Annotated in this window: 15 protein-coding genes and 1 pseudogene; 8 read left to right on the top strand and 8 right to left on the bottom strand. The window is 47.3% G+C overall.

What is annotated here, in order from left to right; all coding sequences use genetic code 11:
* Positions 1-315 precede the first annotated feature (315 nt).
* The 3 genes from RIB93_RS16335 (at position 316) to RIB93_RS16345 (ending at position 6,172) form a co-directional block, all read left to right on the top strand.
* Complete coding sequence (locus tag RIB93_RS16335; RefSeq protein WP_446373787.1) at positions 316-2,376, top strand: NAD(P)H-quinone oxidoreductase subunit 5; 2,061 nt, start codon at positions 316-318, stop codon at positions 2,374-2,376.
* Between the two features lie 181 nt (positions 2,377-2,557).
* The gene (gene ndhD1, locus RIB93_RS16340) at positions 2,558-4,162 is read left to right on the top strand and encodes a photosynthetic/respiratory NAD(P)H-quinone oxidoreductase subunit D1 (protein ID WP_446373802.1); all 1,605 of its coding nucleotides are present in this window, start codon (positions 2,558-2,560) and stop codon (positions 4,160-4,162) included.
* A 513-nt stretch (positions 4,163-4,675) separates the two neighbouring features.
* A complete protein-coding gene (locus RIB93_RS16345; protein ID WP_446373788.1) occupies positions 4,676-6,172 on the top strand; it encodes an aromatic ring-hydroxylating dioxygenase subunit alpha in 1,497 nt (498 codons plus the stop codon).
* A gap of 92 nt (positions 6,173-6,264) precedes the next feature.
* Here RIB93_RS16345 and RIB93_RS16350 read toward each other — a convergent pair whose 3' ends face one another.
* From RIB93_RS16350 to RIB93_RS16370, 5 genes are all read right to left on the bottom strand, one after another.
* Positions 6,265-6,570, bottom strand: a complete 306-nt coding sequence (locus RIB93_RS16350; RefSeq protein WP_446373789.1) for a hypothetical protein — start codon at positions 6,568-6,570, stop codon at positions 6,265-6,267.
* 300 nt (positions 6,571-6,870) lie between these two features.
* Entirely contained in the window at positions 6,871-7,827 is a 957-nt protein-coding gene (gene era, locus RIB93_RS16355; RefSeq protein ID WP_446373790.1) for a GTPase Era, read from the bottom strand.
* A gap of 36 nt (positions 7,828-7,863) precedes the next feature.
* Positions 7,864-7,998 carry a hypothetical protein gene (locus RIB93_RS16360; RefSeq protein ID WP_446373791.1) on the bottom strand — a complete coding sequence of 45 codons (135 nt, stop codon included), beginning with the start codon at positions 7,996-7,998 and terminating at the stop codon, positions 7,864-7,866.
* 53 nt (positions 7,999-8,051) lie between these two features.
* A complete protein-coding gene (locus RIB93_RS16365) occupies positions 8,052-8,282 on the bottom strand; it encodes a hypothetical protein (RefSeq protein WP_446373792.1) in 231 nt (76 codons plus the stop codon).
* Positions 8,263-9,390 (bottom strand): M14 family zinc carboxypeptidase, encoded by a 1,128-nt coding sequence (locus tag RIB93_RS16370; RefSeq protein ID WP_446373793.1) that lies wholly within the window; start codon positions 9,388-9,390, stop codon positions 8,263-8,265. Before RIB93_RS16370 ends, RIB93_RS16365 begins: the two co-directional genes overlap by 20 nt.
* Before the next feature lie 102 nt (positions 9,391-9,492).
* Here RIB93_RS16370 and aroC point away from each other — a divergent pair, with 102 nt between their 5' ends.
* The 4 genes from aroC to RIB93_RS16390 all read left to right on the top strand — a co-directional run bounded on the left by aroC (position 9,493) and on the right by RIB93_RS16390 (position 14,704).
* Positions 9,493-10,587: a chorismate synthase gene (aroC, locus tag RIB93_RS16375; protein WP_446373794.1), complete on the top strand. Its 1,095-nt coding sequence runs from the start codon at positions 9,493-9,495 to the stop codon at positions 10,585-10,587.
* 7 nt (positions 10,588-10,594) lie between these two features.
* Positions 10,595-11,443 (top strand): MBL fold metallo-hydrolase, encoded by an 849-nt coding sequence (locus tag RIB93_RS16380; RefSeq protein ID WP_446373795.1) that lies wholly within the window; start codon positions 10,595-10,597, stop codon positions 11,441-11,443.
* A gap of 313 nt (positions 11,444-11,756) precedes the next feature.
* Positions 11,757-13,865, top strand: a complete 2,109-nt coding sequence (gene argZ, locus RIB93_RS16385; RefSeq protein ID WP_446373796.1) for a bifunctional arginine dihydrolase/ornithine cyclodeaminase — start codon at positions 11,757-11,759, stop codon at positions 13,863-13,865.
* A gap of 104 nt (positions 13,866-13,969) precedes the next feature.
* A complete protein-coding gene (locus tag RIB93_RS16390) occupies positions 13,970-14,704 on the top strand; it encodes a Uma2 family endonuclease (RefSeq protein WP_446373797.1) in 735 nt (244 codons plus the stop codon).
* Between the two features lie 42 nt (positions 14,705-14,746).
* Here the strand turns inward: RIB93_RS16390 and RIB93_RS16395 are convergent, their stop codons facing one another.
* The 3 genes from RIB93_RS16395 to RIB93_RS16405 form a co-directional block, all read right to left on the bottom strand.
* On the bottom strand, positions 14,747-15,328 hold the full coding sequence (locus RIB93_RS16395) for a chorismate--pyruvate lyase family protein (protein WP_446373798.1): 582 nt from the start codon (positions 15,326-15,328) through the stop codon (positions 14,747-14,749).
* A gap of 623 nt (positions 15,329-15,951) precedes the next feature.
* Entirely contained in the window at positions 15,952-16,980 is a 1,029-nt protein-coding gene (locus tag RIB93_RS16400) for a hemerythrin domain-containing protein (RefSeq protein ID WP_446373799.1), read from the bottom strand.
* A 433-nt stretch (positions 16,981-17,413) separates the two neighbouring features.
* Positions 17,414-18,364, bottom strand: a complete 951-nt coding sequence (locus RIB93_RS16405) for an S-layer homology domain-containing protein (protein WP_446373800.1) — start codon at positions 18,362-18,364, stop codon at positions 17,414-17,416.
* Between the two features lie 163 nt (positions 18,365-18,527).
* Here RIB93_RS16405 and RIB93_RS16410 point away from each other — a divergent pair.
* Positions 18,528-18,698, top strand: a pseudogene (locus RIB93_RS16410) (Uma2 family endonuclease); the annotation flags it as partial.

Consider the following 18,698-nt stretch of genomic DNA (forward strand, 5'->3'; position numbering starts at 1 on the left):
CCTGCTTCCCCTGCTTCCCCTGCTTCATAGTATCTACGAAGCTGCTCAAGTATTTCCAAGGGCACTGCACTAGAGGCTCGGAACTATTGTCTTGTGCAATAGAACCAGGGCTACCAAAAACCCCATCTGTATTAGTCGGTCTTTTAGGCGCAGCTAATCAGGTGGGGTAGTTTACTCCACTTATCCTCTTCATCTCCCCAATCTCCCCAATCTTCCTCATCTCCCGTTAAGTCAGGAAGTCGGGTAGGATATCAAATGTCACACTTGTTTACAGTTTGTCAAAATAGTAAAGAAATCTAAAGTAAGCTGTCTTCCATGGAACCGCTTTATCAATATGCCTGGTTGATCCCGGTCTTGCCCTTGGCAGGGGCAATGCTAGTCGGCTTAGGGCTTATCTCATTCAACAAAACCACGAATCAGCTACGACAGTTATCGTCCGTGTTCGTCGTCTCCCTGCTGGGGGCGGCGATGGTGCTGTCGTTTGCCATCTTCTGGAGTCAATTTCACGGACATGAACCGTTTACCCGTACCCTGGAATGGGTGGCAGCGGGGAATTTTCATCTGATGATGGGGTACACCATCGACAACTTAACGGCGTTGATGCTAGTAGTCGTTACGACCGTCGCCTTTCTGGTTATGGTGTATACCGACGGCTACATGGCACACGACTCCGGTTATGTGCGCTTCTATGCCTATTTGAGCCTGTTTAGTTCCTCAATGTTGGGTCTGGTGATTAGTCCCAACCTGATACAGGTTTATATTTTCTGGGAACTGGTGGGCATGTGTTCGTACCTACTCATCGGATTCTGGTACGATCGCAAAGCTGCCGCTGATGCTTGTCAAAAAGCCTTTGTGGTTAACCGGGTGGGGGACTTTGGTCTCCTTTTGGGTATCCTGGGGCTGTACTGGGCAACGGGTAGCTTCGAGTTTGATGTCATGGGCGCCCACTTAGAGGCTTTTGTCGAATCCGGTTATATTAGCAGCGGACTCGCCGCCCTGTTTGCCGTATTAGTCTTTTTAGGACCCGTCGCCAAATCTGCTCAATTTCCCTTGCACGTTTGGCTTCCTGACGCGATGGAAGGTCCTACGCCAATTTCGGCATTGATTCACGCCGCGACAATGGTGGCGGCTGGGGTATTTCTAATCGCCCGGATGTATCCCGTGTTTGAAAATATCCCCCTAGCGATGACAGTCATTGCCTGGACGGGAGGATTTACCGCCTTTTTAGGGGCAACCATCGCCCTGACCCAAAATGATATCAAAAAGGGTCTTGCCTATTCCACGATTTCCCAGTTGGGCTACATGGTCATGGCAATGGGGATTGGGGCATACAGTGCGGGACTATTCCACCTGATGACCCACGCTTATTTTAAAGCCATGCTCTTCCTCTGTTCCGGTTCCGTGATTCATGGCATGGAAGCCGTGGTCGGTCATGATCCGGATTTAGCCCAGGATATGCGGTTGATGGGGGGATTACGGAAGTATATGCCGATTACCTCGCTAACCTTTTTAATTGGCACCCTGGCAATTTGTGGGATTCCTCCTTTTGCTGGGTTCTGGTCAAAGGATGAAATCTTAGGCAATGCCTTTGCCGCGTCTCCAGGATTGTGGGTTGTCGGTTGGCTAACGGCTGGACTGACTGCTTTCTATATGTTCCGCATGTATTTCATGACCTTTGAGGGCGATTTCCGGGGGAATATCACCAGTATTAAGGAACAAATTAAAGGGGCTGTGGCTGAACCTGCACCCGCATTTGGACCCGGTGCCATGGATAGGCGGGAATTAGAGGCTGAGGATCATGATCATGACCATGGGCATAGTGAGTCTCCCCATGAATCACCCTTAACTATGACCTTACCCTTACTGCTACTGGCTGTTCCCTCAACGTTGGTTGGTTTGGTAGGGATGCCCTTTGACAACTACTTTGAGGAATTCATCCACGCCCCCGGAGAAACTGTGGCGGAAGTAGTGAGTCATGAAGCGGCGTTTAACTGGAGTGAGTTTCTGGTGATGGCGGGTTCCTCGGTGGGGATTGCCCTGATTGGCATTACCGTGGCGTCGCTGATGTACCGGATGGGTCAAATTGATCCAAGTGCGATCGCGAAAAACTTTACATCGCTTTACAAGTTTTCCCTCAACAAGTGGTATTTCGATGATATCTATAATCGGCTGTTCGTCCAGGGAAGTCGCCGCCTAGCCCGCCAAGTGATGGAAGTAGACTACCGTGTGGTGGATGGTGCGGTTAATTTAACCGGTTTAGTTGCCCTGATTAGTGGTGAAGGACTGAAATATCTCGAAAACGGTCGCGCCCAATTCTATGCGCTAATTGTTTTTGGGGCAGTTCTCGGTTTTGTGATTGTTTCTGGGTTGTCTTGATAATTTGGTAGGGGCGGGTTTGACTACTATACTATCGTTTCTTACCTCACCTTAGATGTGACTAAACCCGCCCAGACTAGACCCTTCACTTTGTTCGAGGGAACCTGGTGCGTGAGTTCTAACCATGAACCATGAACCATGAACTATGAACCATGAACCATGAACTATGAACCATGAACTAATGACTGATTTTCCTTGGTTAACCGTAATTATTCTGTTTCCCATCGTCGCTTCTCTGGGTATTCCCTTATTGCCGGATAAGAATGGCGTATGGGAACGCTGGTATGCCCTGATTGTTGGGCTAATTGATTTTACCTTGATCGTTTGTGCCTTTGTCATCAACTATGACTTTGCCAATCCAGGACTGCAACTGGTTGAAAAATATGCTTGGGTACCCACGCTGGACTTGAATTGGTCGGTGGGGGTGGATGGCTTATCGATGCCGTTGGTACTGCTGACGGGGTTTATGACGACGTTGGCAATCCTGGCGGCTTGGCCCGTAACCCTAAAGCCGAAGCTGTTTTACTTCCTGATGCTGGCAATGTACGGCGGTCAAATTGCCGTATTTGCCGTTCAGGATATGCTGTTGTTTTTCCTGGCGTGGGAACTGGAGTTAATTCCGGTTTATTTGCTGCTTTCGATTTGGGGTGGTAAGAAGCGGCTGTATGCGGCGACGAAGTTTATTCTGTATACGGCAGGGGGTTCGCTGTTTATTTTGATCGCGGCGTTGGCGATGGCATTCTATGGGGATACTGTCACCTTTGATATGCGATCGCTCGCTTTAAAGGATTATGCCCTAAATCTGGAACTGTTGCTGTATGCGGCGTTTCTGATTTCCTACGGGGTCAAGTTACCGATTTTCCCCTTACATACCTGGTTACCCGATGCCCACGGCGAAGCCACCGCCCCAGTCCACATGTTGCTGGCGGGGATTCTGCTGAAGATGGGCGGATATGCCCTAATTCGCATGAATGCCGGGATGTTACCCGATGCCCATGCCTATTTTGCCCCGGTGTTGGTGATTTTGGGGGTGGTGAATATCGTGTATGCGGCATTAACCTCTTTTGCCCAAAGGAATCTGAAGCGCAAGATTGCCTATTCCTCGATTTCCCACATGGGCTTTGTTTTAATCGGGATTGGCTCATTTACCGACTTGGGTTTGAGTGGGGCGGTTTTGCAAATGGTGTCCCACGGCTTAATTGGGGCGAGTCTGTTCTTCTTAGTTGGGGCAACGTATGACCGAACCCATACCCTGATGTTGGATGAAATGGGGGGTGTCGGTCAAAAGATGCGGAAGATTTTTGCCATGTGGACGACTTGTTCTATGGCGTCTCTGGCATTACCGGGGATGAGTGGGTTTGTGGCAGAGTTAATGGTGTTTGTCGGATTTGCCACTTCGGATGCCTACAATTCCACCTTTAAGGTGATTGTCGTCTTTTTGGCAGCCGTTGGGGTGATTCTGACGCCGATTTATCTGCTGTCCAATCTGCGGGAAATCTTCTATGGTTCTGAAAATAAGGAACTGGTGGAACACGAGGTTTTACAGGATGCGGAACCGCGTGAGGTGTTTATTATTGCATGTTTGCTGGTGCCGATTATTGGTATTGGCTTGTATCCCAAGCTAGTCACGCAGATGTATGACTCGACAACACAGCAGTTAACCGCCCGGTTGCGCGGTTCGGTACCGACGTTAGCGGCAGAGAATCCGCCCATAGTATCGATGGTAGCCCCAGAAATTGGCGGACGCGATCGCGTGGGGTTAGAGGTTCAGCCACCGATGCGTTAGCGCTTCTGGCTTCAATGTTTAGGTAGGGGTACGGCATTGCCGTGCCTCTACTTTTTTGACAGTTTTTGCTGACATACAGCAGATTTGCTGGTTGATGAGGTACAGCCTCAAGCAAGATCCCCGACTTCTTTAAGAAGTCGGGGATCTGTCTGTGTAACTCGTAAAGGGCGACCCGAGTAAATTAAGTGGAGTGGAGTTGTTAATTAATGCAAGCGGGTCGCCCCTACAGGGTTTTCGATTTATAGCCAAGTTATTTATCTTAATTTTTCCTCAAATCTTAATCAATAAAAGCAATTAAGTTAGCCGCGATCGCGAAAAGCTAATAACCGCTAATATGGATACTTTCGCAAATTCTTTGTGAATTACCTTGTAACAAAACTGCGATCGCATTCGCATCCAACAGGTAGCGACTTGTAGGGGCGCAAGGCTTGCGCCCGATTTAAACTGAAGCTACCTCAACTCAGGGTTTACATTAAAATTTATAAAGCCCGATCGCACCCAGGAGTACCTGCGATGACCCAAACTCGTCTACCAGAGAATCAGCGTGACGCCATTAACCCACTTCTAGAGGAAGACTCAGAACAATTCCAATGGACAAAGCAGTGGTATCCTATGGCTGTTGTTGAGTTCCTCGACCCCTCTCGCCCCCATCCTATACAGTTACTTGGAAAAGATCTGGTCTTGTGGCGGGATGGTTCTGGACAATGGCGCTGCTTTGAGGATGCTTGTCCCCATCGACTCGCTCCCCTTTCTGAGGGTCGTGTGGAGTCAGATGGTACACTGATGTGTGCCTATCACGCTTGGCGTTTTGATGCTTCGGGAAACTGTGTCAGTATCCCCCAGTCTCTTGATCCGCAGACTGAGGCAAAGCATTGTTCTAACCCCAAATCCTGTGCCATTGCCTATCCCACCCAAGAGTGTCAAGGTTTAGTGTGGGTTTGGTCTGAATCAGGTTCCCAAGCTCAGATGGAAAGTCAATTACGATCACCGCGCATCGTTCCCGAACTTGAAGAAAATTCCGATAGGGTGGTCAAGTTGTTTTGGAATATTCGCGACCTTTCCTATGGCTGGGACTTTTTTATGGAAAATGTCTCAGATCCTGCCCATGTTCCAGTATCTCATCATGGAATTATGGGTAGTCGATATAAAGATGCCAAATATTACGATATGCCTCGCTTGAGGAAGCTGTCTACCCAGGAAGGATTCGCCTTTGAAATCACACCCCTTTCTTCCACTGTTGAGCAAGCCGTACATGACTTTCAACCGCCTTGTCACATGCGAATTGTTTCCACATTCAAGGATGGCGGAAAGCTGATTCTGGTTTTATATGCAACCCCAACCCGTCCCGGCTGGTGTCGTCATATTGGATGCCAAGTGTTGGTGAAGAATCAGGCGGGAAAAAATCCACCTGGTTTGGGATTCTTTGCCCTACCCATGCCAGCCTGGTTGGGACATATATTAGCGTCTTTGTTCTTGCACCAAGATATGGTATTTCTTCATTATGAAGAAAAGATTCTCGCCAAACGGCGTCAGGGTAAATGGTTGGATAAAGTATATACGCCTAATCCCCAAGACAAGATGGTGATTACCTTTCGCCACTGGTTGGAGAAACGAGCCGACGGCGGTATTCCCTGGGACTCCGGATGTAATCCCAACTTGCCAGAAGCTGAACGCGATAAGCAGAAGCTTTTTGATGTGTGGACAACGCACACGCAACAGTGCAAGAGTTGTCAGGATGCGCTGAAAAAGATTAATCGGCTGACAGTTTTAGCTTACGTCGCGGCGGTGGTGTGTTTTGGTTTGGGCATCATGGTGGATGCACGGACTTTGGCGGTGCAGGCGGCGCTAGGGACTGTCAAACCAGCGACATCCTTACTCACGGTTATCCCTCCGGCCGGATTCTGGTGGGCATTAGGGGGCGCAATTTTATTAGCAACGGCTGGATATCTGCTGAAGAAGTTTAGTCGGCTGTTCTATGTATATCAGTTTGAACATGCTCATAATGATTAAACATTGGCGAAAGCATAGACACCGTAGGGGCGCACAGACGTGCGCCCACTATCGGTTTAAGCATAAAAAAAGTATTACCGAAATGCGGTACTCTAGTTAACAGGCGAATCATCTACCGGATCAGGCTGAGAATTCGGTGGCTCAATACCCTCAATCTCTAAACGGGTTTCACTATCAGCCGTTGGATTCACATCCAGTAGCGGCTCCGTTTCAGATTCCTGTTGCAGGCTTTCCTCCGCTTCCGGATTGTCTTGCTGGAGAATGCGAATTTCTCGCTCTAATTGATCCCATCCCTGCTCGAAAAATTCTTGAGTGGGAGTTCCGGCTTGAACCATTGCTCCACTCGTTATGCCGATTGTGGTGAGAATTGTAGTCAGTATAACAATTGTGAATTTCATTGCGATCGCCTTCCTTAAATTACTGTTGTAGAATGCCAAGTCTCAAACCCTGCCAGCCTCACCCTGAATCTATAAAAGTTAGAAAAACTTGCCCCGCTTCAGAACGGTAAATCTACTGCTCTGAGCTTGACGTATATTTATCTTTATGATATAGATTTTAGCCTAAGTCTCAGGAACATGTCTGAAAACCGTTTCCAGAAGAAAAAGGTACAGATGAGGAATATAGGAGAGATGCAGAAGTTGTAGAGACGTTGCATGCAACGTCTCTACTCTACCTGTTCCCTGTTTTCTGACAAATAACTATTCCTCCAACCGATACCCCAACTCTGCTAATCTCAGACGAGATTGTCGCCACTTAGGTTGCACTTTCACAAATAATTCTAGATAAACTTGACCGGCAATTAACTTTTGAATTTGCTGACGCGCCGCCGAACCAATGCTTTTCAGCATACTGCCCTTTTTGCCAATTAAAATTCCTTTTTGCGAATCCCGTTCAACGTGAATCGTGGCGAGGATGCGGGTAATTTTAGGTTCTTCCTCAACAGCATCAATGGTAATCGCGACGGAATGGGGAACTTCTTGGCGAGTCAATAGCAGAATTTGCTCTCGAATTAATTCTCCCATAATAAAACGTTCGGGTTGATCGGTGACTAAGTTCGGCGGATAATAATAGGGACCTGATTCTAGCCGATCAATTAACTGTTCCTGCAAGGTTGCCAACCCGTCACCCGTCAGGGCAGAAAATTTTGTCACCTGCCAATTGTGGGGATCTGCCAGTTGATGATACCCTTCATCTAAGCCTTTACCGGGAGATTGTAAATCCGATTTGTTAATGCCTAGAATGACAGGTGTTGAGGTTTGGGTGAGTAGATTACTAATGTAGCGATCGCCTCCTCCTGCTGGTGTCGCTCCATCCACGACAAACAGCACTACATCCACCGCTTCAATAGCAATCCTAGCATTTTGCACCAACACTTTCCCCAATTGATGATGGGGCTTGTGAATTCCTGGCGTATCCACAAAAATCAGTTGAGCATTGTCTGTTGTGAGAATCCCCTGTAAGCGGTTGCGAGTGGTTTGGGCGACGGGGGAGGTGATGGCAATTTTCTGCCCCACCAATTCATTCATTAACGTCGATTTGCCCACATTCGGGCGTCCAATGATACCGACAAAGCCAGATTTAAATCCCTCTGGGGCTTGAGGAATCATCACGGCGTCTGCGTCGGGAATTAAGGTGAAATTGTTGCTGTCTTCCATATTTATAATTCGAGCGACAGAAGCTTTAATACAATTCTAGCCATAACCGTAGAGACGAATATGGCACATCTGTTTAACTGTAGGGGCGGGTTTAGGCACAATCGTAGGGGCGGGTTTAGGCACAATTGTAGGGGCGGGTTTAGGCACAATTGTAGGGGCGGGTTTAGGCACAATCGTAGGGGCAGGTTTAGGGACAATCGTAGGGGCGGGTTTAGGGACTCAATTCAGATATTCACCAATAACGGAAAAACAAAACCCGCCCTCACCACCAATAACGGAAAAACAAAACCCGCCCTCACCACCGATAACGGAAAAACAAAACCCGCCCTCACCACCGATAACGGAAAAACAAAACCCGCCCTCACCACCGATAACGGAAAAACAAAACCCGCCATACCTGCCAATAAATCAATAACAGCATCTATCTTTATTTGTCTACATAATTGATAAAACATACTCGCCTTCATTGACGGCATAATTCTTAGCAACACTAAACACCCAACCATCGGATTCAGCCTGAACGTCAATTATTTGAGGTAAATCCCCTTCTCGATTAAAACTCAGTAATTGATACAAAGGCTGCTCGGATTGAATTTGACTGCCCAACGGAACTCGTGATTGAATCATCCCCCCGGCTGGAGCATAGTACTGCTTAATTTGACTTTTTATGGTAAATTTCACCGATTGCGAGGTTGTCTTCTCTAAGGGCAAATCGGGACAATTGAGTAATTTTTTTTGTGCCAGATAATTTTTGATCCCCAGAACTCCTTTTTTTACCGAGTCGGGATTCATTTCCATCCCCGAACCCAGTTCGAGTGTCCAAGACTCGACATCAAACTGAATCGCTTTACCAAAGGCGGCTAATTGCTTCTCCAATGCCAACCACGGCTTCATAAAGGCTTCGTCAAAGGCATCACCGTCATATTCATTCATTAAAATTCCGCGATCCAAGAGAAAAGCTTTGGCACTTTCCTCACGACTCTGAAAACAATACAAATAATCGATCGCCTGATTTGTGGAACTATGAATATCAATCACATAGTTAGCATCTAAACAGAGGGATTGAAGCTGATAGCGATAGCGTTCACTAAAAGGAATTCCGCTAGGAGAATTGAGTTTATTTCTGTGTTCTTCAAAGCTAGCTTGAATGCGTGCCAAATAATTTTTGCGGATTTCTTCAGGAGAGTAATGCATCTGAACTTCAGCAAACTCAGCTAAATCCTCTTCTTCTTTTTCGTAGTCCCAAAATATCCGATTCCAATCTTTGCCATCGTAGGGATTAAAACGCCCAGTAGCAAAGAAATGATTTCGCTGATTCGTGCCGATAGGATTACAGACAGGAACCAGCCAAATTTCTCCAGTGAGTTGACTATCCTCTAAGTGGCTGAAAAACTCAATCAGTTGGTGAATAACAGCATTGCCAACAATTTCTGAACCATGGAGATTGGCTTGAATATAAGCCTTTTTCCCAGGGGTGGCGCCAATAAACTTATAGACTGGGATCGAAAGGCGATCGCCTGACGCGAGATACTGAATCGGAATTGTCGTAACGGTGGGAACCATAGCGATTGGGTACAGGAAAGTATGAGGGCTAGGGTGTAGGGTGGGCGGAAACGGCTAAATCGTTGCTAACATAAGAATCTTAACGGCATCATCTCGATCATTATGGGCAATAGTTTCGGGCATCTGTTTCGGATTACGACTTATGGAGAATCCCACGGCGGCGGTGTCGGTGTGGTGATTGATGGATGTCCACCCCAATTGGAGATTTCCGCCGCAGAGATTCAGTTTGAACTCGATCGCAGGCGTCCGGGACAAAGCAAGATTACCACCCCGCGCAAGGAAACCGATACCTGTGAAATTCTCTCAGGCGTCTTTGAAGGAAAAACCTTGGGTACTTCCATTTCTATCTTTGTCCCCAACAAAGATACCCGCCCCCAAGATTACTCAGAGATGGCGGTCAAATATCGCCCATCCCACGCCGATGCCACTTATGATGCTAAATATGGGATTCGCAATTGGCAGGGCGGTGGACGTTCCTCAGCACGGGAAACCATTGGTCGAGTTGCAGCCGGTGCGATCGCGAAAAAAATCCTTAAACAGGTTGCCAATGTGGACATCGTTGGCTATGTTAAACGCATTCATGATTTAGAAGGCATCGTTGATCCCCACACCATCACCCTGGAACAGGTTGAAAGTAATATCGTCCGTTGTCCTGATAGTGAATGCGCCCAACGAATGATAGAAAAAATCGAGTTAATCCGGCGTGAAGGGGATTCCATTGGTGGGGTAGTCGAATGTGTCGCCCGCAATGTGCCAAAAGGACTAGGAGAACCCGTCTTTGATAAGCTAGAAGCGGATCTCGCTAAAGGGGTGATGTCCCTACCTGCTAGCAAAGGCTTTGAGATTGGATCTGGCTTTGCCGGAACCTTACTCACGGGTTCTGAACATAATGATGAATTCTATCTCGATGATACGGGAACGGTGCGGACGACAACCAACTGTTCTGGCGGCATTCAGGGAGGTATCACCAACGGAGAATCGATTATTTTGCGAGTGGCGTTTAAGCCCACTGCTACTATACGAAAAGAACAGCGTACAGTGACCAGTACCGGTGAAGAAACAATACTAGCAGCCAAAGGGCGTCACGACCCTTGCGTCTTGCCCAGGGCTGTGCCTATGGTAGAAGCAATGGTCGCCTTAGTATTATGTGATCACCTACTGCGTCATCAGGGTCAGTGCCATACATTAAAGCCTTAAAATTCCGATGGAAAGCAGTCCTTCCTCTGAGTTCGTTGTCCAATTCTGGGGCGTGCGGGGTAGTATTCCCTCCCCCGGTAAAGAAACCATTCGCTACGGCGGTAACACCTCCTGTGTGGAGATGCGTATCGCTGACAAACGCCTAATTTTTGATGGGGGTACCGGTATCCGGATGTTGGGTAAACATCTAAAGCCCCACCTCCCCATTGAAGCCTATTGGTTTTTTACCCATTATCACTGGGATCATATTCAGGGCGTACCCTTTTTTGACCCCGCCTTTTTGGAGGGGAATCTGTTGCATATTCATGGCGCTGCACCGGATGGAGTGTCTATGCAGCAGCATTTCAAAGAACGGGTATTGCATTTGAATTCCCCGGTGCCGAAACGAGAGATTCAGGCGGATTTGAAATTCTATGACCTAATCTGTGGCGATACCATGACGCTAGGGGATATTACCATTAAAACCAGTCCCCTCAATCATCCCAATGGGGCGATGGGGTATCGGGTAACGTGGCAAGGACGTTCGGCGGTCTACTGTACCGATACCGAACATTATCCGGATCACTTGGATGAAAATGTACTGAATTTAGCTCGTGATGCGGATATTCTGATTTACGATGCCATGTACACTGACCAAGAATACCACAATCCCAAGTCGCCTAAGGTGGGTTGGGGACATTCAACCTGGCAAGAAGGGGTAAAACTCGCCAAAGCCGCCGGGGTTAAACAACTGGCGATTTTTCACCACGAACCGAATCATAACGATGATATGCTTGATGAAATTGCCATTGAGGTAAAAAGTGCTTGTGAAGGGTCGTTTTTAGCAAAGGAAGGACTCATTATTCCGCTCATATAGCACACCAGTCCAGTAATCGATGCTAGAACCACAGCATATTTACGGACTGTTAGTTAACCCCAAACCCCTAGAACGGTTGCGCTCATATTCCATCGGTGAAGTTGGCATATCGGCAATTGACCGAATAAAGTAGAAGGCAGAGGACAGAGGGTAGAGGGCAGAAGGGGTTGACAAAAGTCGATTGGGTATGACGACTGGAGAGGCGATCGCATCTCCCCTAATCCAGCACTATACCTAATGTGGGTTGTCCTGGGAAAATCCGATAGGATAGGAAGTTGGTCTATTGTAAGCGTCTACCCATTTGAAATTGATTATGACTGATTCGATTCGCTTTCTCATGTGCGCTCCAGATCACTACGATGTGGACTATGTGATTAATCCCTGGATGGAAGGGAATATTCATAAGTCCTCGCGCGATCGCGCCGTCGAACAGTGGTACAAGTTGCACCATGTCCTCAAAGATCATGCGATCGTGGATTTGGTGAACCCTGAAAAAGGGTGGCCCGATATGGTGTTTACGGCAAATGCGGGGCTGGTTTTGGGTAAAAATGTTGTCCTGAGTCGGTTCTTGCACAAAGAACGTCAGGGAGAGGAACCCCATTTCAAGGAGTGGTTTGAAGCCCAAGGCTACACCGTCTACGAACTCCCTAAAGAACTCCCCTTTGAAGGCGCAGGGGATGCCCTCCTGGATCGAGAAGGACGTTGGTTATGGGCGGGTTATGGCTTCCGTTCGGAATTGGATTCTCATCCCTATCTGGCAAAATGGCTGGATATTGAAGTCGTCTCCCTGCGACTCACTGATGAGCGCTTCTATCACTTAGATACCTGTTTCTGTCCCCTGACGGGCGGCTATTTACTCTATTATCCCCCCGCCTTTGATGCCTACTCCAATCGCTTAATTGAGATGCGAGTCGCACCAGAAAAACGTATCGCCTTGGAAGAAGCCGATGCGGTGAACTTCGCCTGCAATGCGGTGAATGTTGACCAAGTTGTGGTGATGAACAAAGCCAGCGATCGCCTGAAGCAACGGTTGGCTGAGGCAGGGTTTAGAGTGGTTGAAACCCCGCTAACGGAATTCCTCAAAGCAGGTGGCGCGGCGAAATGTTTGACCCTGCGGGTAACTGAACCGGTTCGTACTGAACTCCATGCGAATGTCCAGGTAGAAAGTCGCACCATTCGCCTAGAAGGACATTTGTTAGATTCTGGCTTGATCAGTCGGGCGTTAGATCTGATTGTGGAAACTGGCGGTAGCTTCCAAGTTCTCAACTTCGATTTGGGTGTCCAACGGCAAAGTACCTCCAGCGCTGAGATTCGCGTCTCTGCACCTTCCCATGATGTGATGGAAGAGGTGATGAGCCAACTGATTGAGTTGGGGGCTTTCTCTCCCGTTCAAGAAGAATGTGACGCTAATCTTGAACCTGTGATTCAATCGGGTGTAGCGCCGGATGACTTTTATGTCTCCACGATTTACCCCACAGAAGTCCGGATTAAGGGTGAGTGGGTGAAAGTCCAAAACCAGCGCATGGATGGGGCAATTGCGATCACCCAGATTGATTCTCAGCCGATCGCTCGCTGTAAAATCTTACGGGATCTCGAAGTCGATGAACAGGTAGTTGTCGGTGTGGAAGGAATCCGCACGGTTCACAAGCCGAAAACCCGTGAACAGCGTGGGAGTGAAGAATTTAGCTTCATGGGCGCTGGCGTTTCTAGTGAACGCCGGGTGGAATTAATTGTCGAGCAAATTGCCTGGGAATTGCGCCAAATTCGCGATCAAGGCGGTAAAGTAATTGTTACTGCTGGTCCGGTGGTGATTCACACGGGCGGTTCTCAACATTTATCCCGTCTGATTCGCCAAGGGTATGTGCAGGCGTTGTTGGGCGGTAATGCGATCGCGGTTCATGATATTGAGCAATCCCTGATGGGAACCTCTCTGGGCGTGGATATGAAACGAGGTGTCCCGGTACGAGGTGGACACCGCCACCATCTCAAGGTAATTAATACCATCCGTCGTTATGGCAGCATTGCTGGGGCTGTGGAGAAAGGGGTATTGACAAAAGGAATTATGTATGAATGTGTGACACATAATGTTCCCTTTTCCCTCGCGGGTTCCATTCGCGATGATGGACCCCTACCGGATACGCAGATGGATTTGATTAAAGCCCAAGCCGACTATGCCAAACTGCTAGAAGGGGCGGACATGATTTTAATGCTCTCCACGATGCTGCACTCCATTGGGGTAGGAAATATGACGCCATCTGGGGTGAAAATGGTGTGTGTGGATATTAATCCCGCCGTTGTTACTAAGTTAAGCGATCGCGGTTCCTTGGAATCCGTGGGTGTAGTTACTGATGTGGGCTTATTCCTGAGTTTGTTGGTACAGCAGTTGGATAAGTTAACTAGCCCTTATCAACAGTCAGCCTAACTGTTAACTGGGCGGTTGTAGACGCTCAAGCGGCTTCCCTTCAGGTAACTGCAGCTTTTGCAAACGAAACCCGCGCCGGCGGGTTTCCACACCCCTAGAGAACGATGAAAACAATACCCGAACTTCCCAAAACTCTACCCGATCACATCCAACTCCCAGAATCCGATGGTACGTTTGTGAAAAACTTTCAGGAGCATCCTCAAAGTATTCTGTTAACCGAATCCATTGAGCCGATTCTCCAACAACTACACCCCGATGGATACTATGCGATCGGTCAAGACAGTGGTATCTACTGGCGCTTAACTGACCCGCCAGAGCGCGGAGCCGAAGCCCCTGACTGGTTTTATGTTGCCAATGTGCCACCCACCCTGGACGGTCAAATGCGGCGCTCCTACGTCCTGTGGCAGGAAATCGTTTCCCCCCTCATCGCCTTAGAATTCGTCTCTGGAAATGGCTCCGAAGAACGAGATTCCACGCCTTATCAAGGCAAGTTCTGGGTTTACGAGCAAGCGATTCGCATTCCTTTCTACGGCATCTACGAAGTAGAGCAAGCCCGTGTAGACGTTTATCATCTGTTAGAAGGAAGCTACAGGTTGTTACCCGCCAATGATCGCGGACACTACCGGATTGAGCCACTGGGAGTAGAGCTGGGCATTTGGCAGGGACGCTACAAGAACGTAGAACTGCCTTGGTTGCGGTGGTGGGATAGTCAGGGGAATTTGCTGTTGACAGGGGAAGAACGAGCCGAACAGGAACGCCAGCGAGCTGAACGAGCCGAGGGAGAGAATGCTCGTTTGCGGGAGCAGCTTAGGGCTTTGGGGATAGAGCCGGAAACTTGATCATGGGAGCTGTGGGATCTAGATGATCGCTCGTTCTCGAAATCAAACACTATTGAGGAAATAACGTTCCGGAAACTTTTCTGTAATCATCATTACAGGTTTACCATTGGTAAATACGCGATAGGTACGGGAGAGTAGCTTGTCACTCGCCTCAATATTAAAATACTCCGCTAAACTCTGAGCCGATTCTTTAGCAGAATCCAAAATTTCTTTGAAGGTTTCCACCTTTTGCTCTAACCAAATCTTACCAATTGGGGTTTTGGTTTTAAACAATTCATGTCTAAAATTATCATCCAGGCGTTCGGGAACCAGGATGGATTCCGCGTAAATAAAGTTTTTGCGACTAATCCGCCCTTGGAGTAAGATGCGTCTATCAATCACGTCCGTCCCCTCTGCTAATTCCATAGCTGAAAGTGATTTGGGAATAGGGATAAGATTTTGGGAGATTTTGACAACCTGGATCTGTTCAAAGAGATACGCTTCCAGAATATCAGTTAACGTGCCATCGGTGGTGAGTAAAATTCGCTGAAACGTACTCAATGTAGCGGGATTGATATGATGGCGCTCTAAAGACTGTTGTAAATCATCTCGCATTAGGTGTTCGTTGGCGATTAGTTGACTCATTGTGTCTGAACTCCTATTTTCCCTATCCACTTGGTTGAATCAAAAACGCTCAAACCGAGGTATCGTAAACAGTTTGCGTTTTCTGAATCCGTAATTTTACATTTATTTACAACTAAAAGTAATGTAGCACTCTTATGACAATTTGACCAGTTGAACATAATCGAAAAGAGACGTAGCCGGCTACGTCTCTACAGTTCTGGAGAGGGTTACAAGGGATAGAAGGAAAAAGTCCCCACGTTCAACAGGGGGTTCCTTAAGCGGATTTGATATTATGCACCAACAACCACACCACCATTCGGATGTAGCACTTGACCCGCCATATAAGACGCATCTTGAGACGCCATCGGCTCCTGTTCGTAGTAGGCACTTTAGTGCGTCAAAGAGTAAATTTTGTTGTTCCGTTATCGGTAAGATAGGGCGGATTTTGCTATTCAGTTATCGGTGAGATAGGGCGGGTTTTGCTGTTCCGTTATCGGTGAGATAGGGCGGATTTTGTTGTTCCATTATCGGTGAGGAGGGCGGGTTTTGTTGTTCCGTTATCGGGGAATAGCTGAATTTAATCCCTAAACCCGCCCCTACAATTGTCCCTAAACCCGCCCCTACAATTGTCCCTAAATTTGCCCCTACAATTGGATTTGCAATTTATTCTTGGCTTCCTTAAATTGAGTTGCCATTTGTTCCCGTTGCTCTGGTGAAAGATTCTTCCGCATGGAAGCAAACATCGTGCTTTCTTCTTGACGAGTGTGATCGCCGATAATGTCTTTCACCTGCTTCAGGTTAGACTTAAAGTCGGATGAAGTTGGTCCGAGATTTTTCATCTCATTCAGAAGTCTTTTTAACTCAGTATGCTCCTGATTGAGTTCCTGAGTATCATCATCGCCATAAAAGGAACGAACCTGAGGATAAACCGCTTCTTCTTCTGCCTTGGCGTGAACAATTATATCTTTGTAGAGTTGTCCAAAAAACTCCTGGATGCGCTTTGGATTATTGGTTCCCTTAATTTCACCAATTAAGGTTTTGACTTTTTGGTGATCCATGAAAATGACATCCATGATATCCATGTCAGACTTATCAGATGTCTGAGTCACAGCACTACCAATCGCACCCGTCATGGCAGCTACTGCATCTTGAACTCGTCCCCAAATCCCTTGTTCGGGTTCTTCACCTGTTAACTCTTGGGTGCCTAAATATTCTAACATTCCCTTGAATCTTTCCTGATGCGCCCGGTTTTCAAAGTTAACCGAATTTAGGGGAGAGATTGCTTCCTCGGCATCAAAACCAGCGATTTGAGCTGCCTTATGCACTACGAGTCCCGACATGACTTGTCCATGTTTTAGCAGTTCATGCTGTGCCATCTTTTCATAAAGGCTGAGTTCAGAGCTTTTCATCATCTCCTCAGCTTGTTCAATCATTTTTTGAACTTTCTCTTTTGGCTCAGCTTGAATTCCATACTGAGTTATGGTTGTTTCCAGAACTTCTAAGTTGTTCTGGTCATCCTCTAGCATGTCTTCTAAGCGACCAAAAATTTCGTTATTTTTACAGTCGTTGATAAATTGCTGTTCATTAGCAATAATTAAATTCTGAATTGCCAGCATATCAGCAAGTTTTTCAGCAATTGCAGAGCGTTTAGCATCAGTAAGGGTAGCAACCATTTTCTTATGTTCTCCTTTCTACGATTTGTTTGTTAATTGAGTAGCTTGATTGTGAGGATTGACTCGCCATTCAGCTCTACATAAGCTCGAAATCTTGAATAGACTTGTTTTTACTCAAGTCTACTCTGGTGTTTGCTTAAACGCAGCTTATCTTGCTCAACGTCAAGGGTTAGCCTTGCGTTTTCTATCTAAATAGGGTCAATGTCTATCTACTCTACTCAAGTTTTAATCAATTTGCTCAATTGGCTCATTTCAGATTAGCTCTATTGCCAATAAAGTTTAATCTATCTGAGGGTAGACTGATCCCTAATGCAATGGTTAACTATTTAGCAGAAAAGTTTAGGATGATAACCAGTCGATTCAACTAAAGTACGTCTATCGGTATAGGTTAAATTCCTAGGTAAAAGCTGGGCGTAAGCAATACTATAAAACCTTATTGTCGTGAAGCTCTATTGCGGGAAATTACCCTAGCTTGATGCAGCATCGCTGCAAGTTCAGCACGAGTAGCTGGTTTATTGGGATTGAGCAAATTTCCTTGAGGATAGCCAGTGACTAAACCCGCTTTTACCGCCGCCGCAACGTTGGCGATCGCATAATCTGGTATTTTGTTGCTGTCTGTGTACTGTTGTAAGGTTTTACTGGGTTCGGATGGGGGTTTCAGGTTTAGGGCTTTAGCTAAGACAACTAAGGCTTCTGCACGGGTAATCGGTTGGTTGGGACGAAATTTATCATCAGGATATCCGATAATTATTCCCGCTTTAGTCACTGCCTTAATTGCTTGAGCACCCCAGTAATTTGGCGGTAAATCCTTAAACGCGATCGCACGTTGCTTTGGTTTTGGCTCAAATACCTGCTGTAGCATAGCGGCTAATTCGCCACGGGTAGCAAATCGCTGCGGTTTAAATTCACCTTGGGGAAAGCCGACGACAATATCCCGCTTTGCCAAATCTGCGATCGCAACATGCGCCCAAAAGTCATCGGGAATATCAGAAAATTCTACCGAGGGAGTCGGTGTAGTCGTTGTTGGGGATACCGTTGAGGGTGGGACTTTCTCTGGCGCTGGAAGTGCTGAATCAGCTTGCATTCTCCCTGACTCCCCTGCACCCTTGCTCCCCTGCACCTCAGCTTCCCGACGAGGTATTGTCTCTGAACCCGATAACTCAGGAGTCGTTGGCGTGGGTTGAGTTGGCTTTGGGGATTCCGATGTTGAGTCAGGTTGAGGCGAGGGCGGGGAAAACCCCAAGTCTTGCAGAATTTGCTGCTTTTGTTCTTTACCCATCGCCCAATAGAAAATACCGCCAATTGTTGTCAATGTCACAAGAATCGCAATCCACTCATCCAAATTGAGAGGAGATGGGGGTTCTGGCGGAGAGGGAGGGGACATAGCGATCGCGTAACCCACGAAACATATAAGCTCTTACAGAAGATAAGCGATCGCGTCTGGATAATTTACTCTGCTTTTTGCGATTACCTGAATGGATCAAGTCCTGCGATCGCACTCTATCTTTATCTAAAATAGGGCTTACAGATGCAGGGAGATGATACGGATGACAACGGTTACAACTCAGCCTAAAATTACCTGGGAGAAGCTACCCGATGATTTTCTCTTACCTGATGATCCTGTGGATAATATTGATCAGCCGACATTAGCCGCCGCACTCAGCGACAGTTTAGAACAAACCGGGCGATTGCAAGACAATACATTAGTCGCTACGAAT

The organism is Coleofasciculus sp. D1-CHI-01 (assembly GCF_040218875.1).
GTDB lineage: Bacteria > Cyanobacteriota > Cyanobacteriia > Cyanobacteriales > Coleofasciculaceae > Coleofasciculus.

Bases quoted from the DNA above. Each gene is read 5' to 3' on its own strand.
- RIB93_RS16345 (WP_446373788.1), top strand. From the start codon at position 4,676: ATGACCCAAACTCGTCTACCAGAGAATCAGCGTGACGCCATTAACCCA.
- RIB93_RS16380 (WP_446373795.1), top strand. From the start codon at position 10,595: ATGGAAAGCAGTCCTTCCTCTGAGTTCGTTGTCCAATTCTGGGGCGTG.
- RIB93_RS16400 (WP_446373799.1), bottom strand. From the start codon at position 16,980: ATGGTTGCTACCCTTACTGATGCTAAACGCTCTGCAATTGCTGAAAAA.
- RIB93_RS16335 (WP_446373787.1), top strand. From the start codon at position 316: ATGGAACCGCTTTATCAATATGCCTGGTTGATCCCGGTCTTGCCCTTG.
- argZ (WP_446373796.1), top strand. From the start codon at position 11,757: ATGACTGATTCGATTCGCTTTCTCATGTGCGCTCCAGATCACTACGAT.
- RIB93_RS16405 (WP_446373800.1), bottom strand. From the start codon at position 18,364: ATGTCCCCTCCCTCTCCGCCAGAACCCCCATCTCCTCTCAATTTGGAT.
- RIB93_RS16395 (WP_446373798.1), bottom strand. From the start codon at position 15,328: ATGAGTCAACTAATCGCCAACGAACACCTAATGCGAGATGATTTACAA.
- RIB93_RS16350 (WP_446373789.1), bottom strand. From the start codon at position 6,570: ATGAAATTCACAATTGTTATACTGACTACAATTCTCACCACAATCGGC.
- era (WP_446373790.1), bottom strand. From the start codon at position 7,827: ATGGAAGACAGCAACAATTTCACCTTAATTCCCGACGCAGACGCCGTG.
- ndhD1 (WP_446373802.1), top strand. From the start codon at position 2,558: ATGACTGATTTTCCTTGGTTAACCGTAATTATTCTGTTTCCCATCGTC.
- aroC (WP_446373794.1), top strand. From the start codon at position 9,493: ATGGGCAATAGTTTCGGGCATCTGTTTCGGATTACGACTTATGGAGAA.
- RIB93_RS16365 (WP_446373792.1), bottom strand. From the start codon at position 8,282: ATGTTTTATCAATTATGTAGACAAATAAAGATAGATGCTGTTATTGAT.
- RIB93_RS16370 (WP_446373793.1), bottom strand. From the start codon at position 9,390: ATGGTTCCCACCGTTACGACAATTCCGATTCAGTATCTCGCGTCAGGC.
- RIB93_RS16390 (WP_446373797.1), top strand. From the start codon at position 13,970: ATGAAAACAATACCCGAACTTCCCAAAACTCTACCCGATCACATCCAA.